Origin of the sequence: Pantoea cypripedii (assembly GCF_002095535.1) — a bacterium.
GTDB lineage: Bacteria > Pseudomonadota > Gammaproteobacteria > Enterobacterales > Enterobacteriaceae > Pantoea > Pantoea cypripedii.
Map to the genome: position 1 here is coordinate 1,333,407 of NZ_MLJI01000001.1, position 17,040 is coordinate 1,350,446.

Sequence of the window (17,040 nt, forward strand, 5' to 3'; positions counted from 1 at the left end):
GGATATGAGAATAATCCTCAGTTCGCTACTGAAAAATTCCATTTGGTTATAAGTGCAACGAATTGGTTATAACTGATTTGAAATGGCTAGCAGAAATTGAGCGAAGTGAAAGCCCCTGGCGCACTTGACCGCGCCCATCCCGGTTCGCCAGGCTACGCTTGTAACTCAACATACGATAACAATACCGAGGGTGAACGGCATGATTAAGCAGGGTTTACTGGGACTGATAGCATTGGCAATGAGTGTTGGCGCAGCGCAAGCGGCGGATCCGGTGCGGGTGGGATCGAAGATTGATACCGAAGGTTCGCTGCTCGGGAATATTATTTTGCAGGTGCTGAACAAGCATGGGGTGCCGACAGTTAACAAAATTCAGCTCGGCACCACCCAGGTGGTACGCGGTGCGATTACCGCCGGGGCGCTGGATATCTATCCTGAATACACCGGTAACGGGGCGTTTTTCTTTAATGATGAGAAAGATCCGGCGTGGAAGAATGCGCAGCAGGGCTATGAGAAGGTCAAAACCCTGGATGCAGAAAAAAACCATCTGATCTGGCTGACTCCCGCACCTGCCAACAACACCTGGACCATCGCGGTACGCAGCGATGTCGCTGAGAAAAACCAACTCACCTCGCTGGCGGATTTGAGCCAGTATCTGAGAAAAGGGGGCACCTTCAAACTGGCGGCCTCGGCAGAATTTATTGAGCGCAGCGATGCGTTACCGGCGTTTGAAAAAGCCTATGATTTCAAACTTGATCAGTCACAGCTACTGTCGCTGGCGGGCGGCGATACCGCAGTGACCATCAAAGCGGCAGCGCAGCAAACCTCCGGGGTCAATGCGGCGATGGCCTACGGCACTGACGGCCCGGTTGCGGCGTTGGGGCTACAAACGTTGACCGATCCAAAAGGGGTACAGCCGATTTACGCGCCTACCCCGGTGATCCGTGATGTGGTGCTGAAACAGTATCCTGAGATTGCCAACTGGTTGCAGCCGGTGTTCAGCAAACTTGATGAAAAGACACTGCAACAGCTTAACGCGCAGATCGCGGTGGATGGACAGGATGCCAGCCAGGTGGCTAAAGCGTGGCTACAGCAGAATAAGTTGCTGTAACGCGTGGTATTTTTCACCGAACGACCGCGCCAGCAACCGGTGATCCTACTGCTGGTGGTGCTGTTAAGCCTGGCGTTTGCCACATTGCCGCTACTCAGTTATGCCGCGAATCGGCTGGTGTCAGGCCAGCCGCTGTTGCTGTGGCAGATCCCGCTGGGAGGAGGGTTACTGCTCCCGTTGCTGGCGCTGTGGCTATTGTTATGGTGTCCGCCCGGTCGCCGCACCGCGTTGCTGCTGCTGGTGAGTGCTGAATGCCTGTTTACGCTGCTGATCTGGCTGGGCGGGCATCAGGCGACGCTCCTGGCGCAGACTGGTAGCCGATTGGCGCGCACCGCTTTTGGCAGCGGATTATGGAGCGCGGCGGCCCTGTCTCTGCTGCTGGCGGCCGAAGCGGTGCGTCAGCTCAGTCAACAGACCATCGGGCGCATCCTGCTTAACCTGCAAATGTGGTTGTTACCGCTTGGTCTGTTGCTGAGCGGCCATCTCAACCAGCTTTCCCTGCTAAAAGAGTATGCCAACCGCAGTGCCACCTTTGACGCCGCCTTCAGCCAGCATTTGACCTTGCTTGGCGGCACGCTGCTGCCGACGCTGTTGATTGGCCTGCCGCTCGGTATCCTCATTGCCCGACGCACGCGCTGGCAGCAGGCGGCTTTTAGCGTGCTGAACCTGATTCAAACCATCCCCTCGGTAGCGCTGTTTGGCCTGTTGATTGCGCCGCTGGCCGGGCTGGCCGCCCATTTCCCGGTTCTCGGGCGCTGGGGCATCGCCGGTATTGGCATGGCACCGGCGCTGATTGCGCTGGTGCTGTATGCGTTGCTGCCGCTGGTGCGCAGCGTGGTGGCGGGTCTGCAACAGGTGCCGCCAGAGGTACGGGAAACGGCGCGCGGTATGGGGATGAGTCGCTGGCAACAGTTCTGGCATGCGGAACTGCCGCTGGCACTGCCGGTGTGGCTGTCCGGGTTGCGGGTGGTGGTGGTACAGACGCTGGGGCTGGCGGTGGTTGCGGCGCTGATTGGTGCGGGGGGTTTTGGCGCCATTCTGTTTCAGGGGTTGCTGAGTAGCGCCCTGGATTTGGTGCTGCTGGGGGTGATCCCGGTGGTGGCGCTGGCGGTGATCGCCGATGCGCTGCTGCGTTTAGTGGCGGTACTGCTGGAGAAACAACATGATTGAATTTCATCAGGTAAATAAAATCTTCGACGGCAAAGCGGCGGTACGTGATCTGTCGCTGCATATCGCCAAAGGGAGCTTTACGGTGCTGATTGGCACCTCCGGTTCCGGTAAATCCACCACGCTGAAAATGATCAACCGGCTGGTCGAGCACGACAGCGGGGAAATTCGCTTTGCCGGTGAGGCGATTGAACGCATGGATGCGCGTGCGTTGCGGCGGCGCATCGGCTATGCCATTCAGTCCATCGGCTTGTTTCCGCACTGGAGCGTGGCGAAAAACATCGCTACCGTGCCGTCGTTGCTGGGCTGGCCGCAGGCGCGCATTCGCGAGCGCGTGGCGGAACTACTGGCGCTGCTGAATCTGGACCCGCATCTGTCCACCCGCTATCCGCATCAGCTATCTGGCGGGCAGCAGCAGCGTGTCGGGGTGGCGCGTGCGCTGGCGGCGGACCCCGAGTTATTGCTGATGGATGAGCCGTTCGGTGCGCTCGACCCGGTGAACCGGCAGGCTCTGCAACAGGAGATGCTGCGCATTCATCGGCTGTCCGGCCGCACTATCGTGCTGGTGACGCACGATATCGACGAGGCGCTGACGCTGGCAGATCATCTGGTGCTGATGGATGGCGGAGAGATTGTGCAGCAGGGCAAACCGATCGAACTGCTGACTCAGCCCGCCAGCGATTTTGCGCGCGAATTTTTCGGTCACAGCGAACTCGGTGTGCGGTTGCTGGCACTGGGACGGGCCGGGAACGCGGTACGGCGCGGGGAATGGCTGGAGGCGGAGCCGATCGCCGCGGCGCTCACGCTGCGCGAGGCGCTGTCGCAGTTCATTGCCCGACGTACCGACAAGCTGCCGGTGGTCGATCAGCATCAGCAACCGCTTGGGGTACTGCATTTTAGCGATCTGCTGCACCAGCGCGAGGCGGGCTGATGAGCTGGCTCAAAGATCCGCTGAGCTGGCTGCTGGCGCTATTTCTGTTGCTACTGTGGGGATTGCCGCACAGCGCGCCGCTGTTTAGCGCCTGGTTTCCGCAGCTGGAGCGGCCTTTATATCAGCAGGACAGTTTCTGGCGACTGGCACTGGCGCATTTGTGGCTGGTGGTCAGCGCCAGCGTGCTGGCGATTGTGGTCGGGGTGAGCTGCGCGGTGTTTGCTACACGCCAGAGCGGACGGGCCTTTCGCCCACTGCTGGAAACGCTGGCCGCCGCCGGGCAGACTTTTCCGCCGGTGGCGGTGCTGGCCATCGCGGTGCCGGTGATGGGGTTTGGCGCGCTGCCTGCGGTGATCGCGTTGTTTCTGTATGGATTGTTGCCGATTTTGCAGGGCACCCTCGCCGGGTTGGATAGCGTACCCGCCAGCAATCGCGAAATCGCCACCGGTCTTGGCATGGGGCCATGGCGGCGTTTATGGCAAATTGAGCTGGCACTGGCTGCGCCGGTGATCATGGCCGGGATACGGACTTCGGTGATGATCAACATTGGTACGGCGGCGATTGCGTCAACAGTTGGCGCGGAAAGCCTGGGATCGCCGGTGATCATCGGACTGAGCGGTTTCAACACCGCCTATATCATTCAGGGGGCGGTGCTGGTGGCGTTACTGGCGCTGGTGTGCGATCGCGCGCTGGAGCGGTTGCAGCGCTGGCTTAGTTGGCGTGAAGGATAAGACTGTAGCCAACCAGCATCAGGCCGCCCATACCACCGAGCGCCATTACGGCAAACAGGGTGGAGATGAAGATTTTTTGCCAGTTCATGTCGAAACCTGAAAAAAGTCATGGAGGGCGGCATGATAACGCGCACATCCGCCGAGGCAAAGGCCGATGTGTGCGTTTTTACTGCGTTGGGTCGTGCAGATGGATATTAAAGCCCTGCGCCTGCCAGTGTTCCAGCTGTTCATGCTGACGGCGGGTCAGTTTTTTTCCCGTCCAGACAAACAGATTCTGGCCGGGAAACAACTCCGGGCGCGGCAGTTCCAGCGGTTCTGCCAGCACATCCATCCGCCATCCCAGCTGCGACAGCCGCCAGGCTTCCAGCCAGATGCGCGTGCGATCCTCCACGCCCCAGCCGATCATCAGCGCATCTTTCCCGGCTTTTTTACGTGAACCGGTGAGGCAAAACGCCACGTAGTCAATTAACGCGCCATCCAGCAGGCTACACATGGTGCGTGCGGTGTTCTGATCCAGCCCAAGTCGCTGGCGCACCGGCACAATGACGTGATCGATCAGCGCATCCACCGGGTGTTCACGCCCGATGGTGGCGATTTTGGCCCGCAGCTTGGAGGGTCTGACATGGCGCAACACGCTCATCAGCTCTTCCTGCAACGTGTTCCAGCCGTCATGCACATTGACGCTTTCCCCTTCGAGCAGGGCTTTCACCTTACCCACGGGCACGCCGCTTTCTATCCAGCGCTTGATCTCTTCAATGCGCTGAACATCTTCATCATCAAACTGTCGGTGACCGCCTTCGGTGCGCTGGGGCTTTAACAGACCGTAACGTCGCTGCCATGCGCGAAGTGTTACCGGATTGATTCCACAGCGTTCGGCAACGTCACCGATACTGTATAAGGCCATATCTTCCTCAATATACTGACCTGCGATGCCACACCATAACTGTGGTTGCAAACTTGTACAATGATTTTTTCTTTGTACAAGTTGACGCGGGTCATGTTTTCAGGCTTTATCTCACATATGAGAAATTTAATCCATATGTGAGAGGTTATCATGTCTGAACCGGATACCGAAGACCGTCTGGCCGCACGTCTGGCGGAATTACGCCTGCAACGCGGCTGGTCGCTGGATGAACTGGCGATGGCCACCGGCATCAGTCGGGCGACATTGTCGCGCATTGAGCGCGCGGAGACCAGCCCAACGGCAGCGTTGCTTAACCGGCTCTGCGTTGCCTACGGTCTCACCATGTCGCGTTTACTGAGTGAGGTCGAGGAGGACGCGCTGCTGCTGCTGACAGCCGAACAGCAGCCGGTGTGGATTGATGAGCAGAGCGGCTTTCAGCGCCGCAACGTTTCGCCACCTGCTTCTCATTTTAGAGCAGAAATGGTGGAAGCGGTGCTGCAACCTGGTGCGCAAATCGATTATGACGCCCCGCCGGTGCAGGGGCTGGAGCAGCATATCTGGTTACAATCCGGTGAACTGACCATCACCATGGAATCGCAAAGCTGGACCTTACAGGCCGGCGACTGCCTGCGCTTTCATCTGACCGGCAAATCTTCCTTTACTGCGCATCCGCAGGGCGGGGCACGTTACATTCTGGTGGTATGCAAACCATGATTGAGATCGAACAGCTCAGCGCCAGCCAGGCGCAACCCCTGATTGGCGCGTTGTGTGATGTTTTACAGGGCTGCGTGGCAGATGGGGCCAGCGTGGGTTTTATCGACGCCAGCGATCGGGCGGTGATTGAACGTTTCTGGCAGGACAAAATTTTCAGCCTGGCCAGTGGCGATAATCAGCTGCTGGTGGCGCGTCTGCACGGTGCGATCGTGGCAACGGTGATGGTGGGCTATAGCGCGATGCCCAATGGTCGTCACCGTGCCGAGATCAGCAAATTGCTGGTGCATCCGCGCGCCCGTCGTCAGGGTATTGCCCGACGCCTGATGCAGCAGGCAGAACAACTGGCGGCAGATAAAGGGAAAACCTTGCTGGTGCTGGATACGCGTAGCGGTGATGTGGCGACGGCTCTCTATCTGTCGCTTGACTGGCAGATTGCCGGTTCCATTCCGTACTATGCCGAATCGACGGAAGGCGTACTGGATGCCACCACTGTGATGTTTAAGACGCTGCGGGCACCCGCATGATTGTAGTGGCGCAGGAGTCGATTCAACAGCCGGATGCCGACTGGCTGCTGGATCGCTTATCCACTACGCTGGGGCAACTCACCGGCTGCAGCGGGCGCGCCAGTTTTGATCCGCACGCGATGCAGCAACCCGGCAGTTGCTTTGCCATGGCGCGCGATGCTCAGCGCAGGCCGGTGGGCTGTGGCGCGTTTCGTCCGCTGCAACCGGGTATTGCCGAACTGAAACGCATGTATGCGTTAAGCGGCGGGCAGGGCATCGGTGCGGCGGTTTTGCAGTTTCTGGAACAGCAGGCGCGGGCGCAGGGTTATCAGGCAATGTGGCTGGAAACGCGCAAAGTGAATCAGCGTGCGCTGGCGTTTTATGCCCGTCAGGGTTATCAGCCGATTGCCCCCTTCGGGCATTATATTGGCAATGCAACGGCGCAGTGTCTCGGCAAGATTTTTGCGCAGTCATAAAGGGCTGCACATATCGTAGCTGCGCGATTTATCGCGCAATTCTGAGCACGGTGCCAGTCAACCCTGCGCAATAAATTGCGCCGCTACAACTCAGTGCGATATTGGGTCACGAGGCGATTTATCGCGCGCTTTTGCCCCCTTTTAGTGCGTCGCTTCCGCCTCCGGGATCGCCAGTGCCTGCATAAACAGCCGGATAATCGGGTTTATTTTGCGGCCTTTCTTCATTAGCAGGCAGAACGGATTTTCCATGCGTATCGATTCATCACCCAATTCGCACAGCTGGCCGCGCGCAATAAACGCAGCCGCGTAGTGTTCGGGTAAATAACCAATAAAGTGTCCGGTCAGAATCAGCATGGCAACGGATTCAACCTGAACAGCCTGTACCCCGCTGTCGTGTATTGGAATCAGGCGGCGCGCATCACGTGGTGTGACATATAAATGATTTATGACTTTTTGTTCACGTAATAATTCCAGTGATATTTTATTGTCATGACTGCCAGAATAAAGCGGGTGACCGGCGGAACAATATAATTTCGAATATTCTTTATATAACGGGAAGTAATCGAAATCACTTTTCATTTCATAAACTGGCGCGATGCCGCAATGAAATCGTCCTTCGCTAATACCGCGTTCAATATCATCTAATTGCGCCGTTTGCAGACGGATTTGTACCTTTGGTGCATTCTGGTGCAACTGCTGCACCGCGCTGGTGACCGGGGATTGCGGATCGGAAATGGTGTTATCCACCACACAAATGGCGATGTCGCCCAGCAGTTCGTTGCGGCTGTTGTGCAGGCGTTCGCGGAACAGGTTGAGGGAGACGAACAGCTCCAGCGTCGCCTGATATACATTGATGCCGTACTGCGTCAGTTCAAAGCCTTCGCGCCCACGGCTGCACAGTGTCATACCCAGACGAATTTCCAAATCGGAAACCTGTTTACTGATCGCCGCCAGCCCAATATTCAGCTCATGACTCGCCGCGGTTAATCCACCGGCTTCCACCACGCATTTAAATACGCGCAGCAATTTTAAATCGATATTACTTAATGCCAGCACCGCATTATCGCTGCGATTGATCGCATTGTTTCCAGACTGGGAAACTTTACTTTCCATCTTTGCTATTCAACTCCGGAATTATTGCGGTGAAAGTGTAGTGAACCTGAAATGTGCCGTGTTTACCAGTACGCAAATAAAATAAGTTTTTATTATCGCTGGCATTCCATTCATCTCGCTATTGATTATCTGTAAGGGGAAATTGCATGTCTGATAAAGCCGAACTGTTATGGGGTGCGCGTTTTAAAGCGGCGCCTGCCGCCAGTTTAACTGCGCTGTCTCGTAGCCCGGATTACTACTTTGCCCTGGCTCCTTACGATTTAGCGGGCTGCCGTGCCCATGCCCGTGAACTGATGCGTGGTGGCCTGCTGAGCGACGCAGAACTGAGCACCATGCTGGCTGCGATTGATCAACTGGATGCTGATTTCCGCGCCGGTCAGCTGCATCCCATTGCCGCTGACGAAGATGTACATACCTTTATCGAACGTGCCCTGACGGAGCGCTTAGGGCCGCTGGGTGGCAAGCTGCGCGCCGGTCGTTCACGTAACGATCAAACCGTCAACGATTTGCGCCTCTATCTGCGCGACAACGGACGTAAGGTGGTGACCGCATTGCTGGGTCTGCAACAGGCGCTGGTTGAGCAGGCGGCACAGCATACCGAAAGCGTGGCACCGGGCTTTACCCATCTGCAACAGGCGCAGCCGATTGTGTTTGGTCATCAGCTGCTGGCCCACGCGCAATCCTTTGCCCGCGATATCGAACGTATGCAGGACTGGGATCGTCGCAGCGCGCGCTGCCCGCTCGGCGCAGCCGCGATGGCCGGTTCGGCGATTGCGCGTCAGCCGGAATTGGCGGCGGTGGATCTGGCCTACCTCGCACCGTGCGAGAACTCGATTGATGCCGTTGCCAGCCGTGACTACGCCGCAGAATTCCTGTTTGTCACCAGCATGATTGGCATCAACCTGTCGCGCCTGTGCGAAGAAGTGTGCATGTGGGCCTCACGCCAGTTTCGCTGGGTGGAGCTGCACGACAGCTACGCCACCGGCAGCTCGATCATGCCGCAGAAAAAGAACCCGGATATTGCCGAGCTGACGCGTGGTCGTTCCGGTCGACTGGTCGGTAACCTGATGGCGCTGCTCACCACCATGAAAGCCATGCCGCTTTCCTACAACCGTGACCTGAGCGATGACAAACGCAACGTGATCGATGCGGTTGATACCCTGCTGCTGGTGCTGCCCGCGATGGCGGGCATGATGGCGACGCTGAAATTCAATACCGACGTGATGCGCGAGCAGGCACCGGATGGCTTTACGCTGGCGACCGAAGTGGCCGACTGGCTGGCGATGCGCGGCGTACCGTTTCGTGAAGCCCACGAAATCACCGGCCAGCTGGTGCAGTTGTGCGAGCACGAAGGCTGTGGCCTGTCGGATCTCAGCGACGCACAACTTCAGGCGGTGGATAGCCGTCTTACCGCCGAAGTCCGCGGCGCGTTAACGCTGGAATCGGCGCTGGCGGTGCGTAACGGTTACGGTGGCACCGCCCCGGAACGCGTGCGCGAGCAGCTGGCGCGTCTGCAAACCCTGATGCAGGCCCAGCAGCTATGGGCTGATGATTACGCTGGCCCGCGTGCCTGAGGAGACGCTTATGTCGCAATCGACACCGACTGAACTCAACAACGCCAGCCGCCAGCCGCATTACGATCTGGATCGCTATCAGGTGGTGCCGCGCCGTTATTACGGCCGTATCACCGCTTCGGTGGTGATCCTGATCCTGCTGGCGCTGCTGGTGAATGCGTTCGCCCACGGCAAGATTGAATGGTCGTTCGTTGGTCAGTTCTTTACCGCCAAAGCGATTCTCGACGGGGTGGTCAACACCCTGATCATGTCTGTGCTGGCGATGGGCTTTGGCATCCTGTTCGGGGTGATCACCGCCATCATGTATATGTCGCCCAACCCGGTGCTGCATTACATCGCGGTCGGTTACGCCTGGATCTTCCGTGGCACGCCGCTGATTCTGCAATTGCTGCTGTGGTTTAACCTCGCGCTGGTCTTCCCCACCATCAGCATTCCCGGTGTCTTTAGCGTGCAGACCGTCACCATTATGACGCCATTCCTCGCGGCGTTGCTGGGCCTGAGTATCAACCAGGGAGCTTACACCTCCGAAGTGGTGCGTGCCGGATTGCTGTCGGTGGATACCGGCCAGTACGAAGCGGCAAAAGCCATCGGCATGCCGCGCTTGCAGGCGCTGCAACGCATCATTCTGCCGCAGGCGATGCGCGTCATCCTGCCGCCGGTCGGCAATGAATTTATCAGCATGATCAAAACCACCAGTCTGGCGAGCATGATTCAGTACTCCGAACTGCTCTACAACACCCAGAACATCTATTTCGCCAATGCACGCGTCATGGAACTGCTGTTCGTGGCGGGTATCTGGTACCTGATCGTGGTGACGGTGCTGTCGTTCGGCCAGAGCCAGCTGGAACGCTACTTCTCACGCGGCCACCGCCGTCATCACTAAGGGAGTCCGAGATGAGAAACATCGTGCGCGCCGTCAAGGTGAACAAATATTTCGATCAGTTCCATGCGCTGAAGGATGTCAGCCTCGAAGTGAATTACGGCGAGGTGATGTGCATCCTCGGCCCATCCGGCTCTGGTAAAAGCACCTTTTTGCGCTGCATTAACCAGCTGGAGAAGGTCGATCAGGGCGGTATCTGGGTCGATAACGAACTGGCGGGTTATCGCATCAATGGCAACAAACTCTATCCGCTGAGCGACAAACAGATTGCCCGTCAGCGCCTGCAAACCGGCATGGTGTTCCAGCGATTCAACCTGTTTCCGCATAAAACCGCGCTGGAAAACATCATCGAAGGACCCTGCCGGGTGCTGCTGCGTCCGAAGCGTGAAGCCAGCGAAGAAGCCATGGCGCTGCTGGATCGCGTCGGCCTGGCACACAAGGCCCATGACTATCCGCAGTCGTTATCCGGTGGGCAGCAGCAGCGCGTGGCGATTGCCCGCGCGCTGGCGATGAAACCGAAATTAATGCTGTTTGATGAACCCACTTCGGCGCTCGACCCGGAAATGGTCGGTGAAGTGCTGGCGGTGATGCGTCAACTGGCAAAAGAAGGCACCACCATGCTGGTGGTCACCCATGAGATGGGCTTTGCCCGTGAGGTGGCGAACCAGGTGGTGTTTATGGATGAGGGACGCATTATCGAGCAGGGCGCGCCAGAAGACATTCTGCTGAACCCGCAAAACCCACGGATGAAAAACTTTATCAACGCGATTCTTCTTTAACTACCGGGGTGAAATAAATGAAAAAGTTGTTACTGAGCGCCATCAGCGCCGCGCTGTTGCTGCAATCGACGGCCTGGGCTGCCGACATCGCCGTGCCAGCGGCAATTAAAGAGAAAGGTTTGACCGTGGCGATTATGCCGAACTATCCGCCGATGGATTTCAAAGATCCGGCCAGCAACCAGCTGACTGGCGTTGATTACGACCTCGGCATGGCGATTGGCCAGAAGCTGGGCGTGAAGATCAACTGGCAGGAAATTGCCTTTGAACAGATGGTCAACGCAGTCGTCACCAAACGCGTTGATATGGTGATGTCCGGCATGACCGACACCAAAGAACGCCAGAAGGTGGTCAACTTTATCGATTACTTCAAAACCGGCCCGCAGTTCTACACCTTATCCGCGCGGAGCGACATCAACAGCGCGATGGATCTGTGTGGTAAGCGCGTGGGCACCAGCCGTCGTACTACCTTCCCGCAGGAGATCGCCAACTGGAGCAAGGCGCACTGCGAAGCCGCTGGTAAGCCTGCCATCATCGTGGTCGGTGCAGAAGGGACGGCGGATGCACGTACCCAGCTGCGTCAGCGCCGTCTGGATGGCGCTGTGCAAGGCAGCGAAACCCTGCCGTACATCATGAACCTGGAAAAAGGCACCTTTAAGCCACTCGATAAAGCCTTCTCCTTCCAGTACACCGGCATGGCAATCGGCCAGGATGCCGGGGATCTGACCAAAGCGGTACAGGCTGCGCTGGATGCGATGATCGCCGATGGCAGCTACCAGAAGATCCTCAACAAATGGGGTCTGAGCGACAATGGCGTGGCGCAGGCCACGGTGAACCAGGGCTAACAGGAGGCCTCTGATGCAACAACCGGGCGCAGTGCGCTGGCCGCAGGGTAAGCGCGGCTGTATGGCGCTGGCATTTGACCTTGACGGTCCCACCGGTGATGCCATGTTGAATGGCAGCCTGTGGTCCACGCCAGAGTATTTCACTTTTGGCGCTTACGGTCCGTACCGTGCGCTCGGGCGTTTGCTCGATCTGCTGCGGGCGTTTCAGCTGCCCGCCACCTTTTTTGTTCCCGCATGGGTGGTGGAGCAGTGGCCCCAGCAGTGTCAGGCGATTGTTGAGCAGGGACATGAAGTGGCCTATCACGGCTACCGCCACGAATCTTTCTGGGCGATTTCCCCCGAAGAACAGCGGGCGGTGATGGCGAAGTCGGCGGCGATTTTTAAACAATACCTCGGCATCACCGCCTGCGGTTTCCGCACGCCATCAGGCGACTGGCATGCAGAAACCCCGCAGATCCTGCGTGAAGCCGGGGTGATTTACTCCAGCAGTATGCGTGGCGACGATCGTCCCTACAGCATTCCGGTGGCAGGGCACACGCCGCTGGTGGAGATCCCGGGCAAATGGGAGATGGATGATTACGCCTCGCTGGCCTACACGCGCCAGCCAGACTTCCCGAAAGGTGGCGATCGCATCAGCAGCTATGCCCACACGCGTGATAACTGGCAGCGGGAATTTGATGGGGCGATGGATGAGGGGCTGTGCCTGACCACCTTGTTCCATCCAAAAATTTCCGGTCAGCCGGGACGTCTGCTGCTGCTGGAGCAGCTGTTTGAACATATGACGGCGCGTGATGATGTGTGGTTTGCGCGTTGTGATGCGGTGGCGCAGTGGTATTTGCAGGAGCAGCAACATGACTGAATCTTCCCGCTGGCCGCTGGGCTTCCAGTCGGCAGCGATCCTCACCATCGATTTTAACGATATTCACGGCATTCTCACCCAGGCACCGGCGGTGGCCGGACGGGATAAAACCCTGTCGGTGTGGCGCTATGGCACGCTGCGCGGGGTCGATCGTCTGCTGAATCTGCTGGCGGAAAAACAGCTGAAAGCCAGCTGGTGCTTACCGGCGATTGTGGCGGAAGAACAGCCGGAACTGGTGCAACGTATGGTCGCCGACGGCCATGAAATCGCCTGTAGCGGCGACCGCCATGAAGATTTCTCCAGCCTGACGCTGGAACAGCAAATAGCCAGCGTTACGCGCGGCTGCGACAAACTGGCGCAGGTCACCGGTCAACCGGTTACCGGCTTCCGCACCCCGGCGGGGCAATGGAAACCCGGCCTGGCACAGGCGTTGATCGAACTGGGCATCCGCTGGTCATCGAGCTGGCGTGGAGACGATCTGCCGTATTTCCACCCCGGCACCCGGTTGGTAGAACTGCCGATGCACTACACGCTGGAAGATGAACCTTACTTTGCCTTTAACCTCAGCCCGGCCATTCCGCCGGGGCAATCCCGTATCGCCCCTTATGCTGAAACCCTGGCGAATCTGACGCAGGATTTCCACGGTTTTCATCGCTTTGGCCTGTGCTACCTGCTGCGGCTGCACCCGGAAATCATCGGTACTGCCGGACGTATCGGCCTGCTGCGAACGCTGCTGGAGACGCTGCAACAACACAACGTCTGGATCGCCACCGCGCAACAGGTGGCCGCGCACTGGCAAAGCCAGCCGGACAATGGACCGGATCATCCGGCGGAGGTGTTCACCCGTGTTACCGGAGAGATCAATGCTTAATCAGCTGGCGAGTTTTATCGCCGATACCCGCTTTGAGCAACTGCCGGAGGCGCTGGTGGATCAGGCCAGACGTCACTTTCTGGATACGCTCGGTGCGGCACTGGCGGGGAGCGACAGCCCGATCTGGCGCGAGTGTCTGGCGCTGGTAAAGGAAGAGGGCGGTTACGCGCAGGCGCAGGTGTGGGGCAGTGCCGAACAGGTCAATGCGCGTCAGGCGGCATGGCTGAACGGTGTGGCGGCGCATATGTATGAACTGGATGATACCGGCGGTTGCGATCACTCCGGTGCGGTGGTGATCCCGGCGCTGCTGGCGGCGCTACCGCTGGCAGCAACGCCGGTGAGTGGCAAAGCGCTACTCACCGCGATGGTGATCGGCTATGACATTGGCCGCCGCGTGCTGGAAGCCTGTGGCGGCTACTCAGCACATAACGGTGCGGGCTGGCACTCGACAGCCAGCTGCGGGGTATTCGGTGCGGCGGCAGCAGTGTGCGCGTTGTTGCAACTTAGCCCGGCGCAGTGTGCGTCGGCGCTGGGTATCGCGGCCAGTTTCAGCGGCGGGTTGTGGGGCTTTATTCACGACGGTTCCCACACCAAGAAACTGCATGCGGCGCGTGCGGCAGAAGGCGGTGTGCAGGCGGCGCTGCTGGCGCAACGCGGTATCAGCGGCCCTTCGGCGGTGTTTGAAGCGCGCTGGGGTGGTTTCCTGCAAACCCTGGCGGCTGAGACGCAGCAACCAGAAGCGCTGGTGGCCGATCTTGGCGTGGTGTGGAAACTGGCTCGCTGTTCGATTAAACCTTATGCCGCCTGCCGGGGTACTCACGCGGCGGTTGATGCGCTGGGTATCATGCTGCAACAGCAGGAGGTGGCGACGGCGGATATCGCCCGCATTGTGGTGGGACTGAATCCGTTCCTGCTGGAAATGTGCGGCACCCGTGACGTTGCCAGCCTCGCTGCCGCGCAGATGAGTTTGCCTTATGCGCTGACCGCCCGGGCGCTGTATGGCGCAGCGGATCTGGACAGTTATGATGACGCGAAACGCCTGCATCCGGATGCCGAAGCGCTGATGGCGCGCATCGAACTGGTGATCGATCCTGAACAGAGCCGGGATGCCGAACCCTGGGTACGGCTGGAGACGGTGCAGGGTGCGCAATGGCAACAGCATGTGCCAGTGCCGTCCGGTGCCCCCGCCAATCCGCTGAGCCTGGAAGCACTGGTCGCGAAGTACCGCAGCCTGGCCGTGCGCGTATTGCCGCCAGAGCAGGTGGTACTGCTGGAGGCATTGTGTCTGGGGCTGGATGAGGTTATTGACGTGAGTGAGATGACGGCGTTATTAGCGACCAAAGCCTGATAATCAAATCCACGCGCCGCTATGGATGATCGCACATATCGTTGCGGCGCGATTTATCGCGCGGTTCCGTGCAGGATGCCGGAAAAACCGCGCAATAAATTGCGCCGCTACAGGGCTATCAAACCCGCCCGGCCAGCGCCTCAACCCGTGCGATTGCCGCCAGCAAACGTGCTTCGGTGACCGCCTCTGCCATATTCTCCATATCCGGCGCATGTACCGATTCGCGCACAATCAGCGCCAGTTCGGCCGCATCCAGTTCGGCAATTTCTGACAACCGTAGCGGTACGCCGCAATCGCGTGCCAGACGCATCTCTTCCAGCACTTCTTCATCACTGCGATGCTCCAGCGCCAGCAGGCACAGGTTACCAAAACCCACCAGCAGACCATGACCAAACTCGCGGGTTTTATCGCAGAAGGTAAAACCTTCATAGATGGCATGGGAGGCTGCGGCATGCGCACCGTTGCTCATCAGCGAGGTTAGCCCAGCCCAGGTGAAAATCGCATCCAGCACCTGATCCAGTGAGGCGCTGCTCTCGCCACGCAGCACGGCAGCATAGGCAGCCGGGCCATGTTCAGCAATCACGTCATAACAAATCTTGCTGTGCGCCAGTGACGACAGCGCATTGCCTTCCCGTGCCGGGTGACGCGTGCTGACGGCGCGGAACTCATACCATTTCGCCAGGGTATCGCCCAGCCCGGCAGCCAGCCAGCGCGGCGGTGCTTTTGCCTGCAGGGCACTGTCGATCACCACTGCTGCCGGAGCCTGCGGCAGCGGGAAAATGTCAAAGAAATTGCCGTTATCATCGTAACGGATACTCAGCGGCGTCACCGCTGAACAAGTGGCGGCGATGGTTGGAATGGTGACGATCGGCAGGCCCAGCTGTGCGGCAACCGCTTTACAGGTATCCAGCGATTTACCACCGCCAACCCCGATAATCACATCCGCCTGCAACCCGGTCGCCAGCGTTGCCAGCCGGTTGATATGGTTGATTGAGGTCTCTCCACCAAACCACTCCTGCGCCAGCAACGTCACTTCGGCCGCCAGCAATTGGGCGCGGACCTGGCTTTCTACCGCATGCAGCGCCTGATGACCACCGATCAACAACGCGCGTTTACCAAGACTGGCGCACACCTCACCCAGCTGATTGATTACGCCCGCGCCGCGCAGCACGCGCGCCGGAAACACCAGATTCATTTGTGTCATTGCTTCTTCTCTGTATAACGGACGCCAGGCAACACGCACAGCATCTCATAAAGGATATTGGCCGCCAGCTGCGAGGTCATGCCACTGTGATCATAGGGCGGCGACACTTCCACCAAATCACCGCCCACCAGGTTCAAACCGCGACAGCCACGCACGATCTCCAGCCCCTGCATCGATGTCAGGCCACCCACTTCCGGGGTGCCGGTACCGGGTGCCCAGGCGGGATCGAAGCTGTCGATATCGTAGGAAAGATAGACCGGGCCGCTGCCGATACGCTGGCGTACCTCGGCCATTAACGGCGTCAGCGATCGGTGCCAGCACTGCTCGGCGGGGATTAGATGGAACCCCTGATCGACGCCCCACTGAAAGTCATCGGCGGCGTAGCCCTGCGCGCGCTGTCCGATCTGTACCACGCGCTGACAATCCAGCAAACCTTCTTCCACCGCACGGCGGAAGGTGGTGCCGTGGGCGATCTTCTCGCCAAACATGTCGTCGTTGGTATCGGTATGGGCATCGACGTGGATCAGCCCCATCGGGCCATGTTTCTTCGCCAGCGCCCGCAAAATTGGCAGCGTCAGGGTGTGGTCGCCACCGAGCGTCAACGGGATCAGCGGCCAGCGATTCAGCTCGCTGTAGTAATCCTCGATAATCTCTACCGATTTCAGCAGGCTGTAAGTATTGATCGGTACATCGCCGAGATCGCCCACGCGCAGGGAATCGAACGGGGCGGCACCGGTTGCCATGTTGTAAGGGCGAATCATCACTGAATCGGCGCGAATCGCTCGCGGCCCGTAGCGGGTGCCGCTGCGCTGCGAAGTGCCGATATCCAGCGGGATACCGACAAAGGCAACATCCAGATCGGCGGGGGACTCGACAGCCGGTAAACGCATCATGGTGCCACGTCCGGCGAAACGCGGCATCTCATTGCCGCCCTGCGGTTGGGGAAATTGGGTCATTACCGGCTCCTTAAACTGAACAGACTGACATCATTACCCGCCTCGCCTGCGGGAAAAATCCTTGACAGCAGATAATCACT

18 protein-coding genes are annotated in these 17,040 nt (G+C 58.7%); 14 read left to right on the top strand and 4 right to left on the bottom strand.

Annotation, left to right across the window (positions count from 1 at the left end; translation table 11 throughout):
• Nucleotides 1–199: 199 nt before the first annotated feature.
• Genes osmF through HA50_RS06155 form a run of 4 tightly spaced genes read left to right on the top strand, consistent with a single transcriptional unit; the run spans nucleotide 200 to nucleotide 3,937 of the window.
• Nucleotides 200–1,108 (top strand): glycine betaine ABC transporter substrate-binding protein OsmF, encoded by a 909-nt coding sequence (osmF, locus tag HA50_RS06140; protein ID WP_084873600.1) that lies wholly within the window; start codon nucleotides 200–202, stop codon nucleotides 1,106–1,108.
• A 3-nt stretch (nucleotides 1,109–1,111) separates the two neighbouring features.
• The gene (locus tag HA50_RS06145) at nucleotides 1,112–2,278 is read left to right on the top strand and encodes an ABC transporter permease (protein WP_084873601.1); all 1,167 of its coding nucleotides are present in this window, start codon (nucleotides 1,112–1,114) and stop codon (nucleotides 2,276–2,278) included.
• Nucleotides 2,271–3,206 carry an ABC transporter ATP-binding protein gene (locus tag HA50_RS06150; protein ID WP_084873602.1) on the top strand — a complete coding sequence of 312 codons (936 nt, stop codon included), beginning with the start codon at nucleotides 2,271–2,273 and terminating at the stop codon, nucleotides 3,204–3,206. The genes HA50_RS06145 and HA50_RS06150 overlap by 8 nt, the downstream gene beginning before the upstream one ends.
• On the top strand, nucleotides 3,206–3,937 hold the full coding sequence (locus HA50_RS06155; protein ID WP_084873603.1) for an ABC transporter permease: 732 nt from the start codon (nucleotides 3,206–3,208) through the stop codon (nucleotides 3,935–3,937). Before HA50_RS06150 ends, HA50_RS06155 begins: the two co-directional genes overlap by 1 nt.
• A gap of 166 nt (nucleotides 3,938–4,103) precedes the next feature.
• On the opposite strand, the gene HA50_RS06160 is transcribed toward HA50_RS06155, so the two are convergent.
• Nucleotides 4,104–4,841, bottom strand: coding sequence for a MerR family transcriptional regulator (locus HA50_RS06160; protein ID WP_084873604.1), 738 nt, complete (start codon nucleotides 4,839–4,841; stop codon nucleotides 4,104–4,106).
• A 150-nt stretch (nucleotides 4,842–4,991) separates the two neighbouring features.
• On the opposite strand from HA50_RS06160, the gene HA50_RS06165 reads away from it, so the two are divergent.
• From HA50_RS06165 to HA50_RS06175, 3 genes are read left to right on the top strand one after another with little or no spacing between them, the layout of a single operon-like run.
• Complete coding sequence (locus tag HA50_RS06165; RefSeq protein WP_084873605.1) at nucleotides 4,992–5,555, top strand: helix-turn-helix domain-containing protein; 564 nt, start codon at nucleotides 4,992–4,994, stop codon at nucleotides 5,553–5,555.
• A complete protein-coding gene (locus HA50_RS06170; protein ID WP_084878371.1) occupies nucleotides 5,552–6,079 on the top strand; it encodes a GNAT family N-acetyltransferase in 528 nt (175 codons plus the stop codon). The genes HA50_RS06165 and HA50_RS06170 overlap by 4 nt, the downstream gene beginning before the upstream one ends.
• Nucleotides 6,076–6,534 carry a GNAT family N-acetyltransferase gene (locus tag HA50_RS06175; RefSeq protein ID WP_084873606.1) on the top strand — a complete coding sequence of 153 codons (459 nt, stop codon included), beginning with the start codon at nucleotides 6,076–6,078 and terminating at the stop codon, nucleotides 6,532–6,534. Before HA50_RS06170 ends, HA50_RS06175 begins: the two co-directional genes overlap by 4 nt.
• 141 nt (nucleotides 6,535–6,675) lie before the next feature.
• On the opposite strand, the gene HA50_RS06180 is transcribed toward HA50_RS06175, so the two are convergent.
• Complete coding sequence (locus HA50_RS06180; protein WP_084873607.1) at nucleotides 6,676–7,647, bottom strand: LysR family transcriptional regulator; 972 nt, start codon at nucleotides 7,645–7,647, stop codon at nucleotides 6,676–6,678.
• 146 nt (nucleotides 7,648–7,793) lie between these two features.
• On the opposite strand from HA50_RS06180, the gene argH reads away from it, so the two are divergent.
• The 7 genes from argH to HA50_RS06215 are packed head-to-tail and all read left to right on the top strand — an operon-like array spanning nucleotide 7,794 to nucleotide 14,800.
• Nucleotides 7,794–9,221 (top strand): argininosuccinate lyase, encoded by a 1,428-nt coding sequence (gene argH, locus HA50_RS06185; protein WP_084873608.1) that lies wholly within the window; start codon nucleotides 7,794–7,796, stop codon nucleotides 9,219–9,221.
• A 10-nt stretch (nucleotides 9,222–9,231) separates the two neighbouring features.
• Complete coding sequence (locus tag HA50_RS06190; RefSeq protein ID WP_084878374.1) at nucleotides 9,232–10,104, top strand: amino acid ABC transporter permease; 873 nt, start codon at nucleotides 9,232–9,234, stop codon at nucleotides 10,102–10,104.
• Nucleotides 10,105–10,115: 11 nt separating this feature from the next.
• Nucleotides 10,116–10,880 (top strand): amino acid ABC transporter ATP-binding protein, encoded by a 765-nt coding sequence (locus tag HA50_RS06195; RefSeq protein ID WP_013508406.1) that lies wholly within the window; start codon nucleotides 10,116–10,118, stop codon nucleotides 10,878–10,880.
• A gap of 17 nt (nucleotides 10,881–10,897) precedes the next feature.
• Entirely contained in the window at nucleotides 10,898–11,722 is an 825-nt protein-coding gene (locus HA50_RS06200; protein ID WP_084873609.1) for an ABC transporter substrate-binding protein, read from the top strand.
• 13 nt (nucleotides 11,723–11,735) lie between these two features.
• Nucleotides 11,736–12,581 (top strand): polysaccharide deacetylase family protein, encoded by an 846-nt coding sequence (locus HA50_RS06205; protein ID WP_084873610.1) that lies wholly within the window; start codon nucleotides 11,736–11,738, stop codon nucleotides 12,579–12,581.
• The gene (locus HA50_RS06210; RefSeq protein ID WP_084873611.1) at nucleotides 12,574–13,452 is read left to right on the top strand and encodes a polysaccharide deacetylase family protein; all 879 of its coding nucleotides are present in this window, start codon (nucleotides 12,574–12,576) and stop codon (nucleotides 13,450–13,452) included. Before HA50_RS06205 ends, HA50_RS06210 begins: the two co-directional genes overlap by 8 nt.
• Nucleotides 13,445–14,800, top strand: a complete 1,356-nt coding sequence (locus HA50_RS06215) for an MmgE/PrpD family protein (RefSeq protein ID WP_084873612.1) — start codon at nucleotides 13,445–13,447, stop codon at nucleotides 14,798–14,800. Before HA50_RS06210 ends, HA50_RS06215 begins: the two co-directional genes overlap by 8 nt.
• Nucleotides 14,801–14,918: 118 nt before the next feature.
• Here the strand turns inward: HA50_RS06215 and HA50_RS06220 are convergent, their stop codons facing one another.
• Both HA50_RS06220 and speB read right to left on the bottom strand, forming a co-directional pair.
• Nucleotides 14,919–16,004: an iron-containing alcohol dehydrogenase family protein gene (locus HA50_RS06220; RefSeq protein ID WP_084873613.1), complete on the bottom strand. Its 1,086-nt coding sequence runs from the start codon at nucleotides 16,002–16,004 to the stop codon at nucleotides 14,919–14,921.
• Complete coding sequence (gene speB / locus HA50_RS06225) at nucleotides 16,001–16,960, bottom strand: agmatinase (RefSeq protein ID WP_084873614.1); 960 nt, start codon at nucleotides 16,958–16,960, stop codon at nucleotides 16,001–16,003. The genes HA50_RS06220 and speB overlap by 4 nt, the downstream gene beginning before the upstream one ends.
• Nucleotides 16,961–17,040: the final 80 nt, after the last annotated feature.